This is a genomic window from Sideroxydans sp. CL21 (assembly GCF_902459525.1).
Lineage (GTDB): Bacteria > Pseudomonadota > Gammaproteobacteria > Burkholderiales > Gallionellaceae > Sideroxyarcus.
In genome coordinates this window covers 1,378,679-1,396,066 of the sequence record NZ_LR699166.1, presented here as the reverse complement: position 1 = coordinate 1,396,066, position 17,388 = coordinate 1,378,679, and the positions used below count along the sequence as shown (strand labels likewise).

The following is a 17,388-nucleotide window of genomic DNA, read 5'->3' as shown; positions in this document are numbered from 1 at the left end:
TGTTAACTTACCGCTCCACATGGGGCGGTTTTTACTTGAGGAGATAAATCATGGCAGGTGGCTTGGGTTTTGCACTGTTTTGTGCGATTGCAGCGATTCTGTACGGCATAATTTCAAGCAAGTGGATACTGGCCCAATCGACGGGTAGCGAGAAGATGAAGAGCATCGCTGCCGCCATTCAGGAAGGCGCGTCGGCGTACCTGAAACGTCAATACACCGCCATTGCCTGGGTCGGCGCTGCCTTGTTCGTCGTCATCTTCATCGCACTCGGCTGGCAGACTGCCATTGGCTTCGCCATCGGCGCTCTCCTCTCCGGCCTGACCGGTTTCATCGGCATGAACGTCTCGGTGCGCGCCAACGTGCGTACTGCAGAAGCGGCCAAGAGCGGGCTTAATGCAGCCCTGAACGTAGCCTTCAAAGGCGGCGCCATCACGGGCATGCTGGTGGTTGGCTTGGGCCTGCTCGGTGTGGCCGGTTATTTCCTGGTCCTCACCAGCATGGGGGATACCAGTGCTCAAGCGACACACGCGCTGGTGGGCTTTGGTTTCGGCGGCTCGTTGATCTCCATCTTCGCCCGTCTCGGCGGCGGCATCTTCACCAAAGGTGCGGATGTCGGCGCTGACCTGGTCGGCAAAGTCGAGGCAGGCATCCCGGAGGACGACCCGCGCAACCCGGCGGTGATCGCCGACAACGTGGGCGACAACGTGGGTGACTGTGCCGGCATGGCCGCCGACCTGTTCGAAACCTACGCTGTGACCATCATCGCCACCATGCTGCTGGGCGGCTTGCTAATGGCCAATTCACCCAATGCAGTCATTTATCCGCTCGTGATGGGCGGCTTCTCGATCATCGCATCCATCGTCGGCACGTTCTTTGTCACCGCACGCGAAGGCGGCAAGATCATGAACGCTCTGTATCGCGGCCTGGCTGTCTCGGCGGTGCTGGCACTCGTCGCCTTCTACCCGATAACCAAATGGCTGATGGCAGACAACGGCATGTATAGCGTCAACGCATTGTATGGATCATCCATCATCGGCCTGATCCTCACTGCAGCTCTGGTGTGGATCACCGAGTACTACACCGCCACCGAGTTCAGTCCGGTACGCCACATTGCCCAAGCCTCCACAACAGGTCACGGCACCAACGTGATCGCCGGTCTGGGTGTGTCCATGCGTTCCACTGCAGCACCGGTACTGGTCGTGTGTCTGGCGATTTACTGCGCCTTTGCGTTGGCTGGACTGTACGGAATTGCCATTGCCGCGACCTCGATGCTTTCCATGGCCGGTATCATCGTGGCGCTCGACGCTTATGGACCGATCACGGACAACGCTGGCGGCATCGCCGAAATGGCAGGATTGCCAGAGTCCGTGCGCAACATCACTGACCCGCTCGATGCCGTGGGCAATACCACCAAGGCCGTGACCAAGGGCTACGCCATCGGCTCCGCCGGCCTTGCTGCACTGGTGCTGTTCGCCGACTACACCCATGCTCTTTCTGCAAATCACCCTGGGTTGACCTTCGATCTGTCCAACCACATGGTCATCATCGGCCTGTTCATCGGCGGCATGGTGCCGTACCTGTTTGCTGCAATGGGTATGGAAGCGGTCGGACGCGCCGCGGGTAGCGTGGTGGTAGAAGTACGCCGCCAATTCAAGGAAATCCCCGGCATCATGGAAGGTACGGGCAAACCGGAATACGGCACTTGCGTGGACATGCTGACCAAAGCCGCAATCAAGGAAATGATCATTCCCTCGTTGCTGCCTGTTGCCGTGCCCGTGATCGTCGGTTTGACCCTTGGTGCGCAAGCACTCGGTGGCGTGCTGGTCGGCACGATCGTGACCGGCATCTTTGTCGCTATCTCCATGACCACCGGCGGTGGAGCGTGGGACAACGCGAAGAAATACATTGAGGAAGGCAACTTCGGCGGCAAGGGTTCGGAAGCGCACAAAGCCGCCGTAACCGGCGACACCGTCGGCGATCCCTACAAGGATACAGCCGGCCCTGCAGTGAATCCGCTGATCAAGATCATCAACATCGTCGCGCTGATGATCGTGCCGTTGCTGTAAAAGCTATTCTCGTTAATATATAAGTGCTACAAGAGGCCGACTAACTGTCGGCCTTCTTTTTTGTCAACGTTTGCCGAAAACCGCCGGTATTAATTCCATCACTCCGAGTGAGGTTGATAATAAAGGATGCTTCCGTATCCAATTCGTCAGTGTTTCTCAAAATTGCACTTTATTTCTCAAATCGGCTTACTATATATCTCATATCCCGCAAGACTATGTAAACAACAAAGATTGAATGCATGGCTGGGCTTTGGGGATTGGCTATTAAGAGCGGGTTAAACGGTTGTGCAGTTGCAAAGAACAGGAGTTGATTGTTCAGACGCCATTCAAAACTCCATTGCTCAAGTCTGGATGCCCAAGCGCGCGCGTCTGATAAGTCAGTCCGATAAGCTATAAAGCGACGTCGGACTTGGCAAGATAAAAACGATGAAATACACCTTGTTTGGTTCGCAGTAAAGAACAATGGACTGGCCGGGGTGCTCTTTGTGACGGACGGAGGAAAACATGAAAACGATCAAACAAATACTGGCTGAAAAAACGAGGCCCCTCTCCACCGTAGCGCCGGGAGATACGGTTCAAAGTGCAATGGAGTTGATGCGCGAACGCGACATCGGGGCTGTCATGGTAGTCAATAGCAAAAAACTGGTCGGTATTTTTACCGAACGCGACTGCCTGCAGAAGGTTTCTTCGCTGGGCCTCAACGCGCGTGAACTGCTGGTGCATGAGGTGATGACCGAGAAAGTACGTTTCGTGAAACCTGATATGGAAGTATCGCAATGTCTGGCGCTGATGACGGAGCGTTTTTTCCGCCACCTCCCGGTACTTGATGAACAACAGAATATTCTTGGCATCGTCTCTATCGGCGATTTGGTCAAGGTAAAGATATCCGAGCAAAGTTTTATAATCGAGCAACTGGAGCATTACATCAACTCCTGAACTTTGATCGGGCTTCGTGTTGTCGCAAAGGCAGGCAGGTCTATAGCCTTTACATGAAGCATTTATGTAATCTCAGTCTAGCAGGTGACATGCATTGCCTTGCCGGTTAATTGGTTGGGTTTTATCTGCTTGGCTGCCAACTTGAGTGCAAATTTGCACCGTCGATTTTCATTTCCTGAATTATTTCCTTGAACCCACATTTCCCATAGAGCAATTTTCTACTGGGAGCCATTAGCGAACAAACAATTGCTCCGCTTGTGCACTAGCGCACAGAGCATATTGCAGAGACAGGTGATGATGCGTTTGGCGGCAAGGTTATTCGAGGTCAGTTTTCTCGCCCAAGTCGACCGGCCACCTCGATTGCCGGCACAGGCCGCAATTCTCAATCAACCAAAATGGAGTCCAACATGAATTGGGATCGTATCGAAGGGAATTGGAAACAATTCAAGGGCAGCATCAAACAAAAGTGGGGAATGCTTACCGATGATCAACTTGAAATCGCCGCCGGCAAATGTGTGAGTCTGTCCGGAAGAATCCAGGAATCAAATGGAATTTTCAGGGATGGATCGGAAAAGCAGCTTGCCGCAAGGCAGGTGAGCCAGAAATAGAACGCTCCATCGCTGACACGCGATCAGACCGCCGTAACCGCCAAATCATTTGATTAATAAAATCAGGGAAACAAATGAACACAACATACATCAACGCAATCCTGGCTATAACCGCACTCTCATTCAGTGCCGGTGCGATGGCAGAAAATATGTCGCATAGTGAATACAAAGCCAACGAGAAAATAATTCAAGCCAATTACAAATCCGCCAAAAAAAGCTGTGATGCCTTCGCCCACAACGCCAAGGATATTTGCATGGCTGAAGCCAAACGTACGGAAAAGGTCGCCAAGGCCGAGCTTAAGGCAAGCTACAAGCCTTCAAACAAGGCAAGCTACAAAGTGAGTGTCACCAAGGCAAAAACCGATTATGCCGTTGCCAAAGAAAAGTGCGATGACAGTGCGGGCAACGTCAAGGACGTTTGTGAACAAGAAGCAAAAGCGGCCCTGGTCGGCGCGGAATCGGATGCAAAGGCCCGGTTGAAAGCATCAGAAGCCAACGCCACCGCCAGGCAAGAATCCGCAGAGGCGCACATGAAGGCGAAAGAAACAGGCAAGGAAGCACGTCACGAAGCAACCGATGAAAAGCGCGAGGCAGATCTTTCGGTAGCGGAAGAAAAATGTAATGCCCTGGCGGGTGACACCAAGGAAGCTTGTGTAAAAGAAGCAAAGATACACTACGGCAAGTAAGCCGCCAGTCAGGGTTTGCCCAGAGCCGGAAGTTAAATACGGAGGTATTTAAAATGAACGCAATTCAAAAAACTGTTATGACTACTGCAACATCAATTGTGTTGTTCGGTTATCTGTGGCGCACCCTGGCAGGAGCAGGTGTTGGCGCAGTGGCCGGAGTCGATACGATCGTCGGTGTGGTGGGTGGTGCCGTAATGGGTGGCTTTGTTGGCTACGAGATATGCAAAGAACACCTGAGTTCTGCGCTTGAGGAAGAATCTATATCAGCCAAGTAAGTCGGCGCAGATGTTTTCGGACAAACTCATAAAATTGAAAGGGCAATAATATGCTTTATACCATTGCCGTTGTAATGCTCATTTTGTGGCTGCTGGGCTTGATCACGTCTTATACCATGGGTGGCTTCATTCATATTCTGTTGGTGATTGCCATTGTGATCCTCTTGCTAAGGGTTATCAGGGGTTGAGCCAATCAACGATCCGGCTGCCCGCATTGCATGCTGCAATGCGGTGGCGGTGAATTTGCAACCTTCGTTTTCATGATTTCAGGCACACTTGGGCATCATGGCACCGTCAGATGGGAACACCCTGCGATAAATTGAAAGTCCCCTTTTCTACAGCAAGCGGGATGGCTCGCTCTGTCCCTACTCCAACAACCCGAGTACTTCCAATTCAAATCTTTGCAGAATCTCACTCGCCTGTACTGGAGATTTTTTTGTGAATGATTTTAACCATTTGACACCTCCGTTCACATTGTTTACCTTGAAATGTGTACGGCGGATTAGCTCAGTCCCCTAAGGCGTTATCACTCCCGTTGCTGAAAGCAAATAACTGTAACGGAACGTTGTTTTATTGTGTCGGTCTTAGCTTATGTCATGCGTGTAACGGTTGCATGTCAATTTGGAGGTATCACCATGAAAAAAATATTAATTTTTACATTCCTTGCGATTCTATCGACCACTATGGCTTACGCCGAAGATGGGCATGGTGGTGGCTGGGGAGGTGGTGGTGGAGAAAGGGGCGGCGGTTGGGGCCGAGACGGTGGTGGTGAAAGAGGTGGTAATTGGGGCCGTGAAGGTGGCGGTGAAAGAGGTGGTAATTGGGGCCGTGAAGGTGGCGATGGATGGGGGCGAGGTGGTGGCTATGGTTGGCAAGGTGGTGGTTATGGCTGGGTTGCTCCCTTAGTTATTGGCGGAGTGATTGGTTATAGCTTGGCATCACCGGATTTGAACAACGCTCAACCCGTTCCGGTTTATACACAACCAGCTCCCGTGTCTGGTGGAGCAGTCCCGCCGGGCCAGTTTTATTACTTCTGTCCTGCTGCGAATGCTTATTACCCGAACGTCCCTTCTTGCCCAAACGGATGGCAACTTGTACCGGCTACTCCGCCTCAATAAAGTGCATTGGCTCGTTCTTCATCTGACACAAACCGTCAGCTTGTCACGATCGCATATGCCGACTCATTTTGATGCAATTTTAAATTAAATTGCATCATTTCTGACGGTCGTGTAGAACTAAATAATCCGTTGGGAATTAACCTCGTCGCCCCTCAGGCAAATGTAAAAAGGCCTGCATCACTGCAGGCCTTGTGTGAACTTTCGGCGTTAGGGAGCCATTTCATTTCCGGCATTAAGGAGCCAGTAGATTGTCGGCATAAAGGCGCCACTTTATTTCCGGCGTAATGGCGCCACAGGATTTCCGGCGTTAAGGCGCCACTTTGAACCCTGATCAGGGGCTCGAACTTTCATTAAGCAACTAGACTTCCGGCATTTTGCCGGGAGAGGTTGTGACTAAACGGAGGTTCGAGATGTATCAGTACCGAAATGTTTTGGTGCGCATGCGCCAAGGCGATTCTGATCGGGATATTGCCCGGTCCAAAACGATGGGACGCAAAAAACTCGCACAGGTTCGCGAGATCGCCAGCGAACGTGGCTGGCTTGCCCCCGAGTTTCCTTTGCCCGATGACGGAGTGCTGTCCACGCTGTTTGAGCGCAGGGAGGCATTGCCTGTCAGCTGTATTTCAACGCTGGAACCCTGGCGTGATCAGATCACCAAGTGGCATGCGGCCGGTATTCAGGGCACCACCATCCACGCCACGCTGGTGCGCAATCACGGTTTTACCGGCAGTTATTCCTCGATGTATCGCTTTCTGGGGCAACTCGTTTCCCTGCAGCAGCCGGATGTTCCGCTACGCCTGACGTTCAAGCCTGGCGAAGCGGTTCAGGTTGATTTCGGTGCTGGTCCGCTCATCACCGATGTGTACACCGGCGAGATCTTCAAGACCTGGTTCTTCGTGATGACCTTGTGCTGGTCGCGTCACCAGTATGCCGAGTTTGTCCGCGACCAGACCGTGGCGACATGGCTGGGCTGCCATCGGCGTGCGTTTGAGTCGTTCTCGGGCGTACCCTCACGCGTCATCATCGACAATGCCAAGTGCGCCATCACCAAAGCCTGCGTCTATGAGCCGGATGTGCAACGGGCGTATGCCGAATGTGCGGAAGGATATGCGTTCAAAATCGATCCTTGTCCTCCACGGGATCCACAAAAAAAAGGAATCGTTGAGGCAGGCGTCAAATATATCAAGGGCAGTTTCCTGCCGCTGCGCGAATTCCGCGATCTGGATGACGCCAACCGCCAGTTGCAGGCGTGGGTGATGAACGAGGCGGGCAACCGCATTCACGGCACGACCCGCGAAGCCCCTCTCAAACGCTTCGCCGAGGTGGAGAAAAGCCTGCTCAATGCTTTGCCCAGCGTTCCACCTGAGTTGGCCAGCTGGGCCAAGGTCAAAGTCCACCGTGACGCGCACGTCCAATACGAGACCAACCACTATTCGGTGCCGTTCCGGCTGATCGGATGCGACCTGTGGTTGAAGGCGACCGGCACCATGGTGACGCTGTACCGCGAACACGAAGCGGTTGCCAGCCATGTGCGACTGACGGGGAAAGGGCTGCGCGACACCGTGACCGACCATATGCCGCCCGAAGCGCAGGCGTGGCAAATGCAGGACACACAGTGGTGTTTGAAATCGGCCTTGCAGATTGGTCCGGCCTGCCATGCCATGGTGCATGCCATGTTCGGCGACCATGTCTTGATCAAGATGCGTGCTGTACAGGGCGTGCTGCGGCTCAAACAGAAATACGGCGCAGCCAGATTGGAAGCGGCCTGCCAGCGCGCCAACCATTACGGCACGCCGGGCTACAAGGTGGTCAAGATCATTCTTGAGAAGGGACTGGATCAGCTCGCGCCGCTGGCAGCCTTCGACGCACTGGCCACCACATACACCCAAGGCGGCCGATTCTGCCGCGATACCCAAACCATTCTTCAATGAGGACTACCATCATGCATCCAATTCCCGAACTGACACCCCTGCTCAAACAACTGCGCCTGTCCGGCATTCTGGACTCACTCGAGGCCCGCAACCGCGAAGCCATCGACCGCAAGCTGGCCTACACCGATTTCCTCAGCTTGCTGATTCATGACGAAGTCGCCCGGCGGGAGCAAAAGAAACTGGATATGCGACTACGACGTGCAAGCTTCCGTAACCAAAAAACACTGGAAGGATTCGATTTCGACCGACTTCCCAATCTGAACCGCTCGGCAGTCCATGATCTGGCGACTTGCCGTTTCATTGAAGAGAAAGTCGCCGTATTGATTGTGGGTCCGTGCGGCACCGGCAAAAGTCACCTGGCGCAGTCGCTGGGTCATGCGGCTGCACGCCAGGGCTATGACGTGCTGTTCATCACGCAAACCCAGCTCCTGAGCAGCTTGCGCGCAGCTCAGGCGACTGGCAATTATGCGCGGCGATTTAAATCCCTGGTCAAAGTGCCCCTGCTGATCATTGACGATTTCGGACTCAAACCCTTGCGTTCGCCTGAAGATGAAGACTTCCATGACTTGATCGCCGAACGCTACGAGCGTGCCGCCACCATTCTGACCAGCAATCTCGACTTTGATGAATGGGGTGAAGCATTCGCCGCAAATAAAATGATCGGCGCAGCGACGCTGGACCGATTGCGCCACGGTGCGTATCGCGTGGTGCTGGATGGAGAGAGTTACCGCGACCCGAAGCCAATGCCGGAAAGGTCAAAAACGCCGACAGGGAAAGGAGGCAAACCTACTCAAGCCTGAAACAGCTACACCAGCAGCAAAACAGAGTGAAAATGCGATTGCAAAAACAGCTCATTTCACGCATTCTTTACCCCCAGTTTGAGCCCCTGATTTGGCACTTCAAAGTGGCGCCATTACGGCGGAAATCAGTGGCGCCTTAATGCCGAAAAGTGACACCTTGTCACCGTTGCCGTCGCTTCGACCAAACGGTTATGAGATGTCGGCCAGAAAACTATCATTTTTTTCAATAAGTTACTTGCAACGCTTGCCACTTCATAAAACAGTCTCAACATACCCCATACAAATCATATCCAATGATGTCATGGCACAAATATGGCACATGACCGATTGATTTCGGTCTTACTTTGGACATCGGTGTTATTAATTGCTAAGGAAAATTTCGGCCAGAAGCAGTAATTCGAGGAAGGTCTTTGTTTTGCTGATAACAGGTTGCCGAAAAGTTAGTGTGACCTGAAAGCGGACGGTCATAAAGGGCAGAAAGTAACCCGAACCGGTCAAACGATCTAAAAGATGCAATGTCCGCTACAGCGAAATTTGAGTACTATTTCTTCAATTGATTTTTAAAACCCACCAAATAAATACCTTGTCCTGAAATATTAGTTTTTCGGTTTAGCAAAGTTTCTCTAAACTCCATCCAATATGACCAAATCATGACGTAAATAAGCTTTAACGTATTCAATTGATTTGATTTTTGATATGCCTCATTTAGATAACTTGAGTAATAACCAATTTGTGACTCACAAGTGTAAGTTTCAATTTTATTGACCTCAAAATCTGCATCTTTTATTAAATTCTCTAACGATTTGGTTGAATAAAGATATAAGTGTCTTGGGGGCTCCCATCCTCTCCAATATTCACCAAACATTTTTGCTCCTAAGCTCTCAACGTTCGGAGTAGTTATGACTATTCTCCCCCCGGGATTTAATAATTGATAACACTTCTTAAGAACAGCTAACGGGTCTATCAAATGCTCAACGGTTTGATTCAATGTTATGACATCAAACTGTTTCTCAATTTCGATATTTGTCACGTCTCCAGTGTAAACATTTATTTGGTATTTTTCTAATATCCTCTCAGCAACTTTTGGATCAATATCAACACCTGTTACGTCCCATCCTCTTTTTTTCATTCGAAATAGAAATCTCCCGCCACCAACTCCCAGTTCCAAAAGAGAGCCAGGCTTATCATTTTGTAAACCCATTAACTTCATTTGAGTAGCCTGAGATTTGACTCCAAGAATAATCTCGTGCGGCGTTGATATTATTGACAGCAATCTTTTAGTAAAGCTCAAGGATATTTTTTGAATTAAAGATCTTCTTTCTTTGGTATGGGTGTGGTAATTACCATATGCTTTAAATAATTCGCTATCAATGGGACGTGGAGATAACCAAATTGATGAACAATCCTTGTTCTTGCAAATTTTGTAATTCCATCCCTCTTTAATTTGATGATCTGGATCATGTATGTTTTTTCGAAATTCCACCCCCTCAGATCCGCACAAATTGCATTGATTAACGTCCTTAGTCACTATATTTATTGCATTCATTGTGTGGTGGCTTTCTATTATGAGGCTGGTGTCTGATTTTCTTCGTTTGGAACTGCTGAATAGTAAAATTTCCGATTCGGAACTATACATTCAAAACATCAGTCACAATCGATGCAACAGTAGGTAGAGTTCACACCACTGTCGAGATACCGTTGATTTGAGTATTGCCCGCAACTGTCGTAAAATTCGCAGTCGAGGGTTTAGTTCAATGTTGGAATAGCTGCTTCCCAAGCTTGCGATGTACCTCACCACTTTCAGTAGGTAGTAAGAAATCTCTATAACGGACATTGCGCTACATCGGCCAAGTGAGCACTCTTGGCCGGTAGTACAAATTCATTTTCCATAATTCGCAATATCTTAAGTTTCAGTTTTTCTTTTTTGCGCTTTTAGTTGAGCAAATCTTTCACGCCATTCCTTCAAGTCTTCCTCTTCCTTTTCAAGCTGAATTGCTAACGCCTCCAAAGGGATAATCTTCTGATTTTCGAGCCTTCGTTCAAGCCTCCCCCCCATACGCGAATACAGTTGCTCAGCTTGTTTTTTGGTTAATTTCTGAGCTTTTAACAAATATTCTTCGCTTGCAATTTTCTTTTTCATGTGTGGCCACTATCAACAATTCATTGGACACGATTTTACATCGTCATGAAGTAATAGCTGTTCATAAAATTGTTACAGAATTACTACTTGAGTCAACATTCACACAGAGCTAATTAACAATGATGGATTTTTGTGGGCGTTGCCAATGTAAACATTATGATCGGCTAATACTGTGTATCTAATACTGTGTATACGGTATTGACCGTGGCGAATTGGAGGATTTTCTACGCCATTTCTACGCCATAAAGTGACGTAGATTTTGATGCTTTTTACAATGCCACCACTACTTGTCATCACTTTGTCATCTTCCTGCTTAATACTATGAGATGGGTAAATATTTGAGCAGGGGGAAGACGTCATGGTTATTCATGTTGATGCGATACAAGATCTTAGTCCTCATGATTTCATGGAAATTAAAGAGGAACATATCCAATTAAATGAATCTCTAAGTTTACTTTGCACTACCTGCCACAATATTGGCAATGAACTCGATTGCCAAAGTTGCAGCCGTGAAAAATTGGCGACGTGCCAAGGACGTTTGGTTTCATTTTTTTACAACGTCATTAACTTTTCCGCTACTCATTTTAAGCATGAAGAATCCATCATGCTGAGGCAGCCTGGCGTTACGAAAGATGATGAAGACTTTTGCCGTCATCAGCAAGCACACATCGATATGCTCAACGCGCTGAATGAGATAATTAGCGAGTGTGACGTACTAGATGCAAGGGGTAAGACTGCTGAAGCCTATCGCAATCTTTGTAACAAGATGTCAGAACAATTCAAAGAGCATGACCGTGTGTTTGATTGCATATATTTAAAGGCAAGACAATCTGAAGCATCTATTCAAGAACCCATTTCACAATTCATATCACCTGCTGCCAAGATGTGGGCAGCGATTTGAAACAGTAGATCTAAGGTTTATATTTGCCAATTTTCGTCGTTACTGCACCGTCATATTTGCTATGTACTGCTGTGGTGTCCATATCAACGAGGAATTGCGGGTTTTCTACCTGTAGTTCGTCGCCCTCCAAACGGCAATCCACCTTGATAAGATGTTTTCCCGTTCTTTCCAGCGGAAGTGTCTCATTTTTTGATATGAGCAAGGTTCCGCTGAATGCGGTATTGGGCGACCTCCGCTTCCATGATCTCAGACACACTTGGGCCTCATGGCATCGTCAAATGGGAACATCCTGCGACGAGTTGCAAGAGTTGGGAGGTTGGAAAAGCCGCGGTATGGTCGACCGTTATGCCAAGTTTGCAACGGAACATTTGGCAGCAGCGGCAAGCCGCATTGAGTCAGATCGGGGCGGGAACGTGGTCACGTTGTCACGTTTTAGTCACGCTGAAAACAAAGCGGCTTAAGGAGTCAACCTTAAGCCACTGATTCTTTGGTGGGTCGTGCGGGGATCGAACCTGCGACAAACGGATTAAGAGCGTAAAGCGTCCGTAAAAACATCCAAAAAAGCATCCAAAATACACAGAGATACAAACTTTAACCCTTTGATTTTATTTGACCCTTTTAAAAGCGCCATATTCACAGGAGTTCATCGGTGCATCAAATTTCACCGACTTTGCGAATAAAAAAGCGTTGCTTGCAGTCGTTATACGACGAGTATTTCTCAGATAGATTTTGGCGTGCGAGCAATTCAATTTGAAACTGAATTGCCTGAAAGCGGACGGTCATAAAGGGCAGAAAGTAACCATAAGAGACATAGCGACTTTCCAAAACTGGACATTCAGAATGAGTCAACAAAGCTTCGGTGATTCAGATTGGGTCCTGTCTTCTTTCACCCGTACATTGCATTTAGCTCTCGAACAAGCAGTCCAAAACTCGCGCTCACCATGTTTTTGGTGAAAGGAGTGTAGACCACCCCTTGGATGTTACTCGGGATGTTTACACCTTCCTCGTGCAGAAGCACGATTCGATTCAACCCGTATTTTCCTTGGAAGAATCCAATCTCATGGATGACATTCTCTCGTGCTCTTGCTTGACCAGCTGTGTCGAGGTCATCGCCCGTCATCACGATAACAGCACTGTCGCACTTCTCGGACGATTCTAACAACTTTGCGAGAATGGTTCTGCCTTGGTTCGCTTCCTGAGCAAGCTCAAGTGTGTCTAGTTTAATATCCTTCTCAATGTAAGCCTGTACTTCTCGCCAATCGGGAGCGTGTCCGTGACTGATGAAAACTCGCCGCATTGCTATAGCGTGTTGCTCAGGCATAGCCAACTCACTGTGAGCTCGAATTTCAAATATCTGATCGATGTCTCGGGTAAGTCGCTGCAACTGGTTTCGCCCGAACCAGAAATCGGCTTCTACATCGGGACTGGTGGCAGCCATCTCAATTTGTGGCGCGGTCATGAACGTGGGAATATCTGCATAAAGATTGGGAAGCTCTTCGCGTAGGACGTCCAACTCCTTTAACGCGCTCGTAAAGTAGTGAGCCACCTGGTCTGGCCTGAATTGATCATAAGGCCTAGATGTGCGAGTGCGTATCTCATCTAGCAAGGCTTGTATTGCTTTGCGGATACCTGCGAGTTTGGCCATTGCTGTACTAACACGCCCCATTTGCCGATTCCTTTATCGTTGGTATGACGCAAATTCTACAGGCAATTACTTTTCACAAGGTTAAATGAGCAATTATGGCCAGCTCAGATTTATGCAGTTTCACTTGGCTGGATTGTCAGAGCCACGATTTAAGCAAGGACTGAACGCAGGAAAAGTAGGTTGAAAATGCTAGCACCGCAAACATTGGTGGAAAAACATAATCGGTAACTAGTCTGGTGCGTACTACGATATATATGCTGGCTCTGATGAATGGCAAGATCAATTCTACATCCGATACATGCAACTCATTTTCGTCAATTACTCCATCAACTTTCATATCGTCTTTATGCTCGAAGGATGCTGCCGCAGTATTCGGTGGCATTGCCGAATGAAACATGGTTACGTCATTAACTTTAATATCCTTCGAACGCGAAAAGTGTTGAGCTAACTTAGAATCTTTTCTCAAGAACTCTCGTTTCAATAAGTATGGCCCTAAGTAGTGTTCGGCCCGCCTGTGAAAACGTTCCTTGAATCCTTTGTTTTCAATTTCATGTGTATATTGAAAATATCGCCATAAGAAGTATCCAAGTACGATGCCGAATATTTTTGGCATGGCGGTTGGATTTGCGATGTCGAGCATGTTTCCAAGAATATTAACTTTCGCCAGTTTAGCTCCTGTTGTGTTTATAAAGATAACCACGGATGCCATCAATATTACATTTCGGCGTTGGCGTTGAAAAAGCTGTTCAGGCATGGCTATATATCTGCTAACGAAGTAATAGTAAAAGTAGATTCACAAACATCATGTGTCGTGAGCTAAATATAACATCAAGATTGAATGGCCGATCTTGGCAGCCGATAGGGGGCATCATACCCAGTAACTAGACTGCCCGAAAGGAGACATTCGCCGAAAACATATCGCAAATCCTCGCATCGGATTTTTACGTTGTATAAACCAAAATCTGGCCCTGTATCAATTATTGTAGAACTTTAGATACAGCAGAAACTGAATCGCATCTATCGCACTGTTACTGCGGTTTAGTGCGACTGCGACAAACGGATTTATGAACCGTTGGTGAGTGCGGTAGTAACATCGGTAACATCCGGATGCCAGTTTGATTTGAGATATATCAGAAGAAGCGCAGTTGAGTCGTATAAACCGCGTCAACGCTGTGTTAATGTGTGAGTCTCGTAAAATATGAAATAGTCAAGTGTATCAAAAACTGTATAACGATAAAAAAAGGAGTCAGCCATTTCTGACTAACTCCTTGTATTTACTGGTGGGTCGTGCGGGGATCGAACCTGCGACAAACGGATTAAGAGTCCGCTGCTCTACCAGCTGAGCTAACGACCCGGAAGAGGCGCGCATTTTATGCGAGCAGCCGAAATTGTCAAGGTTATTGTGCCTGGCATCACCCGATAGAACGGTGCCGCAATGCCCATTCGACATGTTCGCGCACCAGGCTGGACGGGTGTTGTGTGCGAGTCTGCAAGGCTGCATGCACCTCTGGAGTATTGGGTGCATTGCCTAGCGCCACGGCGATATTGCGCAGCCATTGTTCATAACCGATGCGATGAATGGCGCTGCCTGCCAGCCTGAGATGAAAAGTCGCCTCGTCCCAAGCAAACAATTCGGCGAGAGATGCATCATCCAGGCCGTTCCTCACTGCAAAATCAGGCTCTACCGTCTTTTGTGCAAAGCGGTTCCACGGGCAAACCAGTTGGCAGTCGTCGCAGCCGTAGATGCGGTTGCCTATTAGCGGGCGCATTTCGACAGGGATGCTGTCCTTGAGTTCGATGGTGAGGTAGGAGATGCAGCGTCGCGCATCAAGCTGGTAAGGCGCGGTGATGGCTTGTGTGGGGCAGACGGCTATACAGGCATTGCAGGTTCCGCAATGGTTGTCTTGCGGCACATCCACCGGCAGCGGAAGGTCGATGTAGATCTCGCCCAGAAAGAACCATGAACCCTGCTCGCGCGACAGCAACAGCGTGTGCTTGCCGCGCCATCCCAGATTCGCTTTTTGCGCCAGCTCCACTTCCAGCACCGGGGCGCTGTCGGTGAACACCCGGCATTGGCATTCGATCTCGTCGCGTATCTGCTGTGCCAGCTTCTCCAGGCGATTGCGCAAGACCTTGTGGTAATCGCGTCCCAATGCGTAGCGCGAAATAAAGGCGCGGCTGCCGTCCGCCAGCACTTCGTGCGAGTCTTTGGCCTGTTGCGGGTAGTAGTCCATGCGTACCGAGATGACACGCAAGGTACCGGGCACCAGTTCCGCCGGACGCGCGCGTTTGGCGCCATGTTTTGCCATATAATCCATCGCGCCGTGATGGCCATCCGCCAGCCATTGCAGCAGATGCGCTTCGGCTGCGTCGAGGCGCGTGTCGCTGATGCCCACTGCCTGGAATCCCAATGCTTTGCCCCACGCCTTGATGCGCGCGGCGAGTGCGTTGTAATCCGTTTGAGGAACCCCATTTTGCATGAACCGAATCATAGCCGAATAAACCTGCCCGATGAGGCCGCCACGGCGGCCTTTGCGGCACTTCTCGCGCACGCATTGCAACCGGGTCTGGTGATCTATCTGCGCGGTAACCTGGGGGCGGGCAAGACAACGCTGGTCAGGGCGCTGCTACAGGCGCTGGGCTACACAGGACGCGTAAAAAGCCCCACTTACACCCTGATTGAGCATTACGAAGTAGCTGGGTTACACTTGCGCCACTTCGATCTGTATCGCTTCCGCGATGCCGAAGAGTGGGAGGGTTCCGGATTTCGTGATGATTTCGACGGACGCAACATTTGTCTTGTGGAGTGGCCGGAACAAGCCGCGGGGCTACTGCCCCCTGCAGATGTCAGCCTCACTTTCGAGATACTTCAAGATGGACGCGATGTCTTGCTCCATGCCTACTCCGACGCAGGACAAAAATGTTTGAACGCGCTTTAAGACTCGCCGCTTTGTTGTGTCTGTTGTGGCTGCCCTCCGCCTTTGCCGAAATCGCAGTCACTTCGGCACGTATCTGGCCCGCGCAGGATTACACGCGCCTCACACTCGAATCAAAGCAACCCATACGCTACAACCTGTTCAGCCTCAAAAACCCAGAGCGGCTGGTGATCGACCTGGAAGATGTCGAGATCAATGCCTCGTTGAACGACCTTGCCGGCAAGATCGGCAGTGATGATCCCTATATCAAAAGCGTGCGTATCGGCCGTTTCAAGCCAGGCACGGTGCGACTGGTGCTCGACCTCAAGGCGCAGGTCAAACCGCAGTTGTTCAGCCTGATGCCCGTTGCCGAATACGGCCATCGGCTGGTGCTGGACGTGTATCCGCTGGTACCCGTCGATCCGCTGATGGCGCTCGCACAGCAAGGAGAGACCAAGCTCACGGCAAGTGAACCGACAGCCGCCAGCACAGTTGCAGAAACGCCGGCCAAACCGGTTGTCGAGCAAGCTTCCGAGCCAATCGCCAAACCCGCCCCCTTGGCACAGACCGAATTCAGCAACCGCGTGTTGCTTATCGCCGTGGATGCCGGACACGGCGGCGAAGATCCCGGGGCACGCGGTCGGCGCGGCACGCACGAAAAGGATGTGACCCTCGCCATCGCGCGCAGGTTGAAAGCCCAGATCGATGACACACCGGGCATGCGCGCCATCCTGATCCGGGACGGCGATTACTTCATCCCGCTGGGTGGGCGCGTGGAAAAGGCACGCAAGGCGCATGCCGACCTGTTCGTCTCCATACACGCAGATGCCTTCGTCAAATCGACGGCGCGCGGCTCGTCGGTATTTGCACTATCCGAACACGGCGCAACCAGTGCCAGTGCGCGTTGGCTGGCAAAGAAAGAAAACGAAGCCGACCTGATCGGCGGTGTGAACCTCGCGGCAAAAGACCCCTACCTTGCACGCACCCTGCTCGATTTGTCGCAAACCGCCACCATCAACGACAGCCTGAAGCTCGCCAATCATGTGCTCAGGGAAATAGGCAGCATCAACACCCTGCATCGCGGCCATGTCGAACAGGCGGGATTTGCCGTATTGAAATCTCCCGATACGCCTTCGATACTGGTGGAGACCGCCTTCATCAGCAATCCAACCGAAGAACAACGCCTGAACGATGATGCCTACCAGGAAAAAATCGCGCACGCCATTCTGGGTGGAGTGAAACGCTATTTTTCGCAGAACCCCGCACTTTCCAAGCCTCAAGTTGCACAAAAAGATTGAATTTTACTTCCGGCAATTTGTATATCCGGGAGTCCGCATGTTTCGAGAATGGTTTTTTGCGATATGAAT

At 50.2% G+C, this 17,388-nt stretch carries 17 protein-coding genes, 1 tRNA gene and 1 pseudogene; 13 read left to right on the top strand and 6 right to left on the bottom strand.

Annotated features, from left to right (window positions below):
• Positions 1-50: 50 nt before the first annotated feature.
• The 9 genes from QOY30_RS06580 (at position 51) to istB (ending at position 8,420) form a co-directional block, all read left to right on the top strand.
• On the top strand, positions 51-2,066 hold the full coding sequence (locus QOY30_RS06580; protein WP_283743829.1) for a sodium-translocating pyrophosphatase: 2,016 nt from the start codon (positions 51-53) through the stop codon (positions 2,064-2,066).
• A 504-nt stretch (positions 2,067-2,570) separates the two neighbouring features.
• A complete protein-coding gene (locus QOY30_RS06575) occupies positions 2,571-3,002 on the top strand; it encodes a CBS domain-containing protein (RefSeq protein ID WP_283743828.1) in 432 nt (143 codons plus the stop codon).
• Between the two features lie 407 nt (positions 3,003-3,409).
• A complete protein-coding gene (locus QOY30_RS06570; RefSeq protein WP_283743827.1) occupies positions 3,410-3,610 on the top strand; it encodes a CsbD family protein in 201 nt (66 codons plus the stop codon).
• Positions 3,611-3,684: 74 nt separating this feature from the next.
• A complete protein-coding gene (locus QOY30_RS06565) occupies positions 3,685-4,296 on the top strand; it encodes a hypothetical protein (RefSeq protein ID WP_283743826.1) in 612 nt (203 codons plus the stop codon).
• Positions 4,297-4,349: 53 nt separating this feature from the next.
• The gene (locus QOY30_RS06560) at positions 4,350-4,571 is read left to right on the top strand and encodes a hypothetical protein (protein WP_283743825.1); all 222 of its coding nucleotides are present in this window, start codon (positions 4,350-4,352) and stop codon (positions 4,569-4,571) included.
• A gap of 50 nt (positions 4,572-4,621) precedes the next feature.
• The gene (locus QOY30_RS06555; protein ID WP_283743824.1) at positions 4,622-4,759 is read left to right on the top strand and encodes a lmo0937 family membrane protein; all 138 of its coding nucleotides are present in this window, start codon (positions 4,622-4,624) and stop codon (positions 4,757-4,759) included.
• Positions 4,760-5,276: 517 nt separating this feature from the next.
• Entirely contained in the window at positions 5,277-5,477 is a 201-nt protein-coding gene (locus QOY30_RS06550; protein WP_283743823.1) for a hypothetical protein, read from the top strand.
• Between the two features lie 622 nt (positions 5,478-6,099).
• A complete protein-coding gene (gene istA, locus QOY30_RS06545; RefSeq protein WP_283742935.1) occupies positions 6,100-7,620 on the top strand; it encodes an IS21 family transposase in 1,521 nt (506 codons plus the stop codon).
• Between the two features lie 11 nt (positions 7,621-7,631).
• On the top strand, positions 7,632-8,420 hold the full coding sequence (istB, locus tag QOY30_RS06540) for an IS21-like element helper ATPase IstB (RefSeq protein ID WP_283742936.1): 789 nt from the start codon (positions 7,632-7,634) through the stop codon (positions 8,418-8,420).
• A 541-nt stretch (positions 8,421-8,961) separates the two neighbouring features.
• Here istB and QOY30_RS06535 read toward each other — a convergent pair.
• Together QOY30_RS06535 and QOY30_RS06530 are read right to left on the bottom strand one after the other, a co-directional pair.
• Positions 8,962-9,966: a class I SAM-dependent methyltransferase gene (locus tag QOY30_RS06535; protein ID WP_283743822.1), complete on the bottom strand. Its 1,005-nt coding sequence runs from the start codon at positions 9,964-9,966 to the stop codon at positions 8,962-8,964.
• 357 nt (positions 9,967-10,323) lie between these two features.
• Positions 10,324-10,560, bottom strand: a complete 237-nt coding sequence (locus QOY30_RS06530; RefSeq protein WP_283743821.1) for a hypothetical protein — start codon at positions 10,558-10,560, stop codon at positions 10,324-10,326.
• Positions 10,561-10,918: 358 nt separating this feature from the next.
• Here QOY30_RS06530 and QOY30_RS06525 point away from each other — a divergent pair, with 358 nt between their 5' ends.
• Both QOY30_RS06525 and QOY30_RS06520 read left to right on the top strand, forming a co-directional pair.
• Positions 10,919-11,461 (top strand): hypothetical protein, encoded by a 543-nt coding sequence (locus QOY30_RS06525; protein WP_283743820.1) that lies wholly within the window; start codon positions 10,919-10,921, stop codon positions 11,459-11,461.
• Between the two features lie 215 nt (positions 11,462-11,676).
• Positions 11,677-11,922 (top strand): annotated as a pseudogene (locus QOY30_RS06520) (tyrosine-type recombinase/integrase); the annotation flags it as partial.
• Between the two features lie 425 nt (positions 11,923-12,347).
• On the opposite strand, the gene QOY30_RS06515 reads toward QOY30_RS06520, so the two are convergent.
• The 4 genes from QOY30_RS06515 to queG form a co-directional block, all read right to left on the bottom strand.
• Entirely contained in the window at positions 12,348-13,127 is a 780-nt protein-coding gene (locus tag QOY30_RS06515; protein WP_283743819.1) for a TIR domain-containing protein, read from the bottom strand.
• 115 nt (positions 13,128-13,242) lie between these two features.
• A complete protein-coding gene (locus tag QOY30_RS06510) occupies positions 13,243-13,860 on the bottom strand; it encodes a hypothetical protein (protein WP_283743818.1) in 618 nt (205 codons plus the stop codon).
• Positions 13,861-14,384: 524 nt separating this feature from the next.
• Positions 14,385-14,460: transfer RNA gene (locus QOY30_RS06505), tRNA-Lys, on the bottom strand.
• A 58-nt stretch (positions 14,461-14,518) separates the two neighbouring features.
• Complete coding sequence (queG, locus tag QOY30_RS06500; protein ID WP_283743817.1) at positions 14,519-15,586, bottom strand: tRNA epoxyqueuosine(34) reductase QueG; 1,068 nt, start codon at positions 15,584-15,586, stop codon at positions 14,519-14,521.
• On the opposite strand from queG, the gene tsaE reads away from it, so the two are divergent.
• Positions 15,581-16,045: a tRNA (adenosine(37)-N6)-threonylcarbamoyltransferase complex ATPase subunit type 1 TsaE gene (gene tsaE, locus QOY30_RS06495; RefSeq protein WP_283743816.1), complete on the top strand. Its 465-nt coding sequence runs from the start codon at positions 15,581-15,583 to the stop codon at positions 16,043-16,045. The genes queG and tsaE overlap by 6 nt on opposite strands.
• A complete protein-coding gene (locus QOY30_RS06490; protein WP_283743815.1) occupies positions 16,027-17,319 on the top strand; it encodes an N-acetylmuramoyl-L-alanine amidase in 1,293 nt (430 codons plus the stop codon). The genes tsaE and QOY30_RS06490 overlap by 19 nt, the downstream gene beginning before the upstream one ends.
• Positions 17,320-17,388 lie beyond the last annotated feature (69 nt).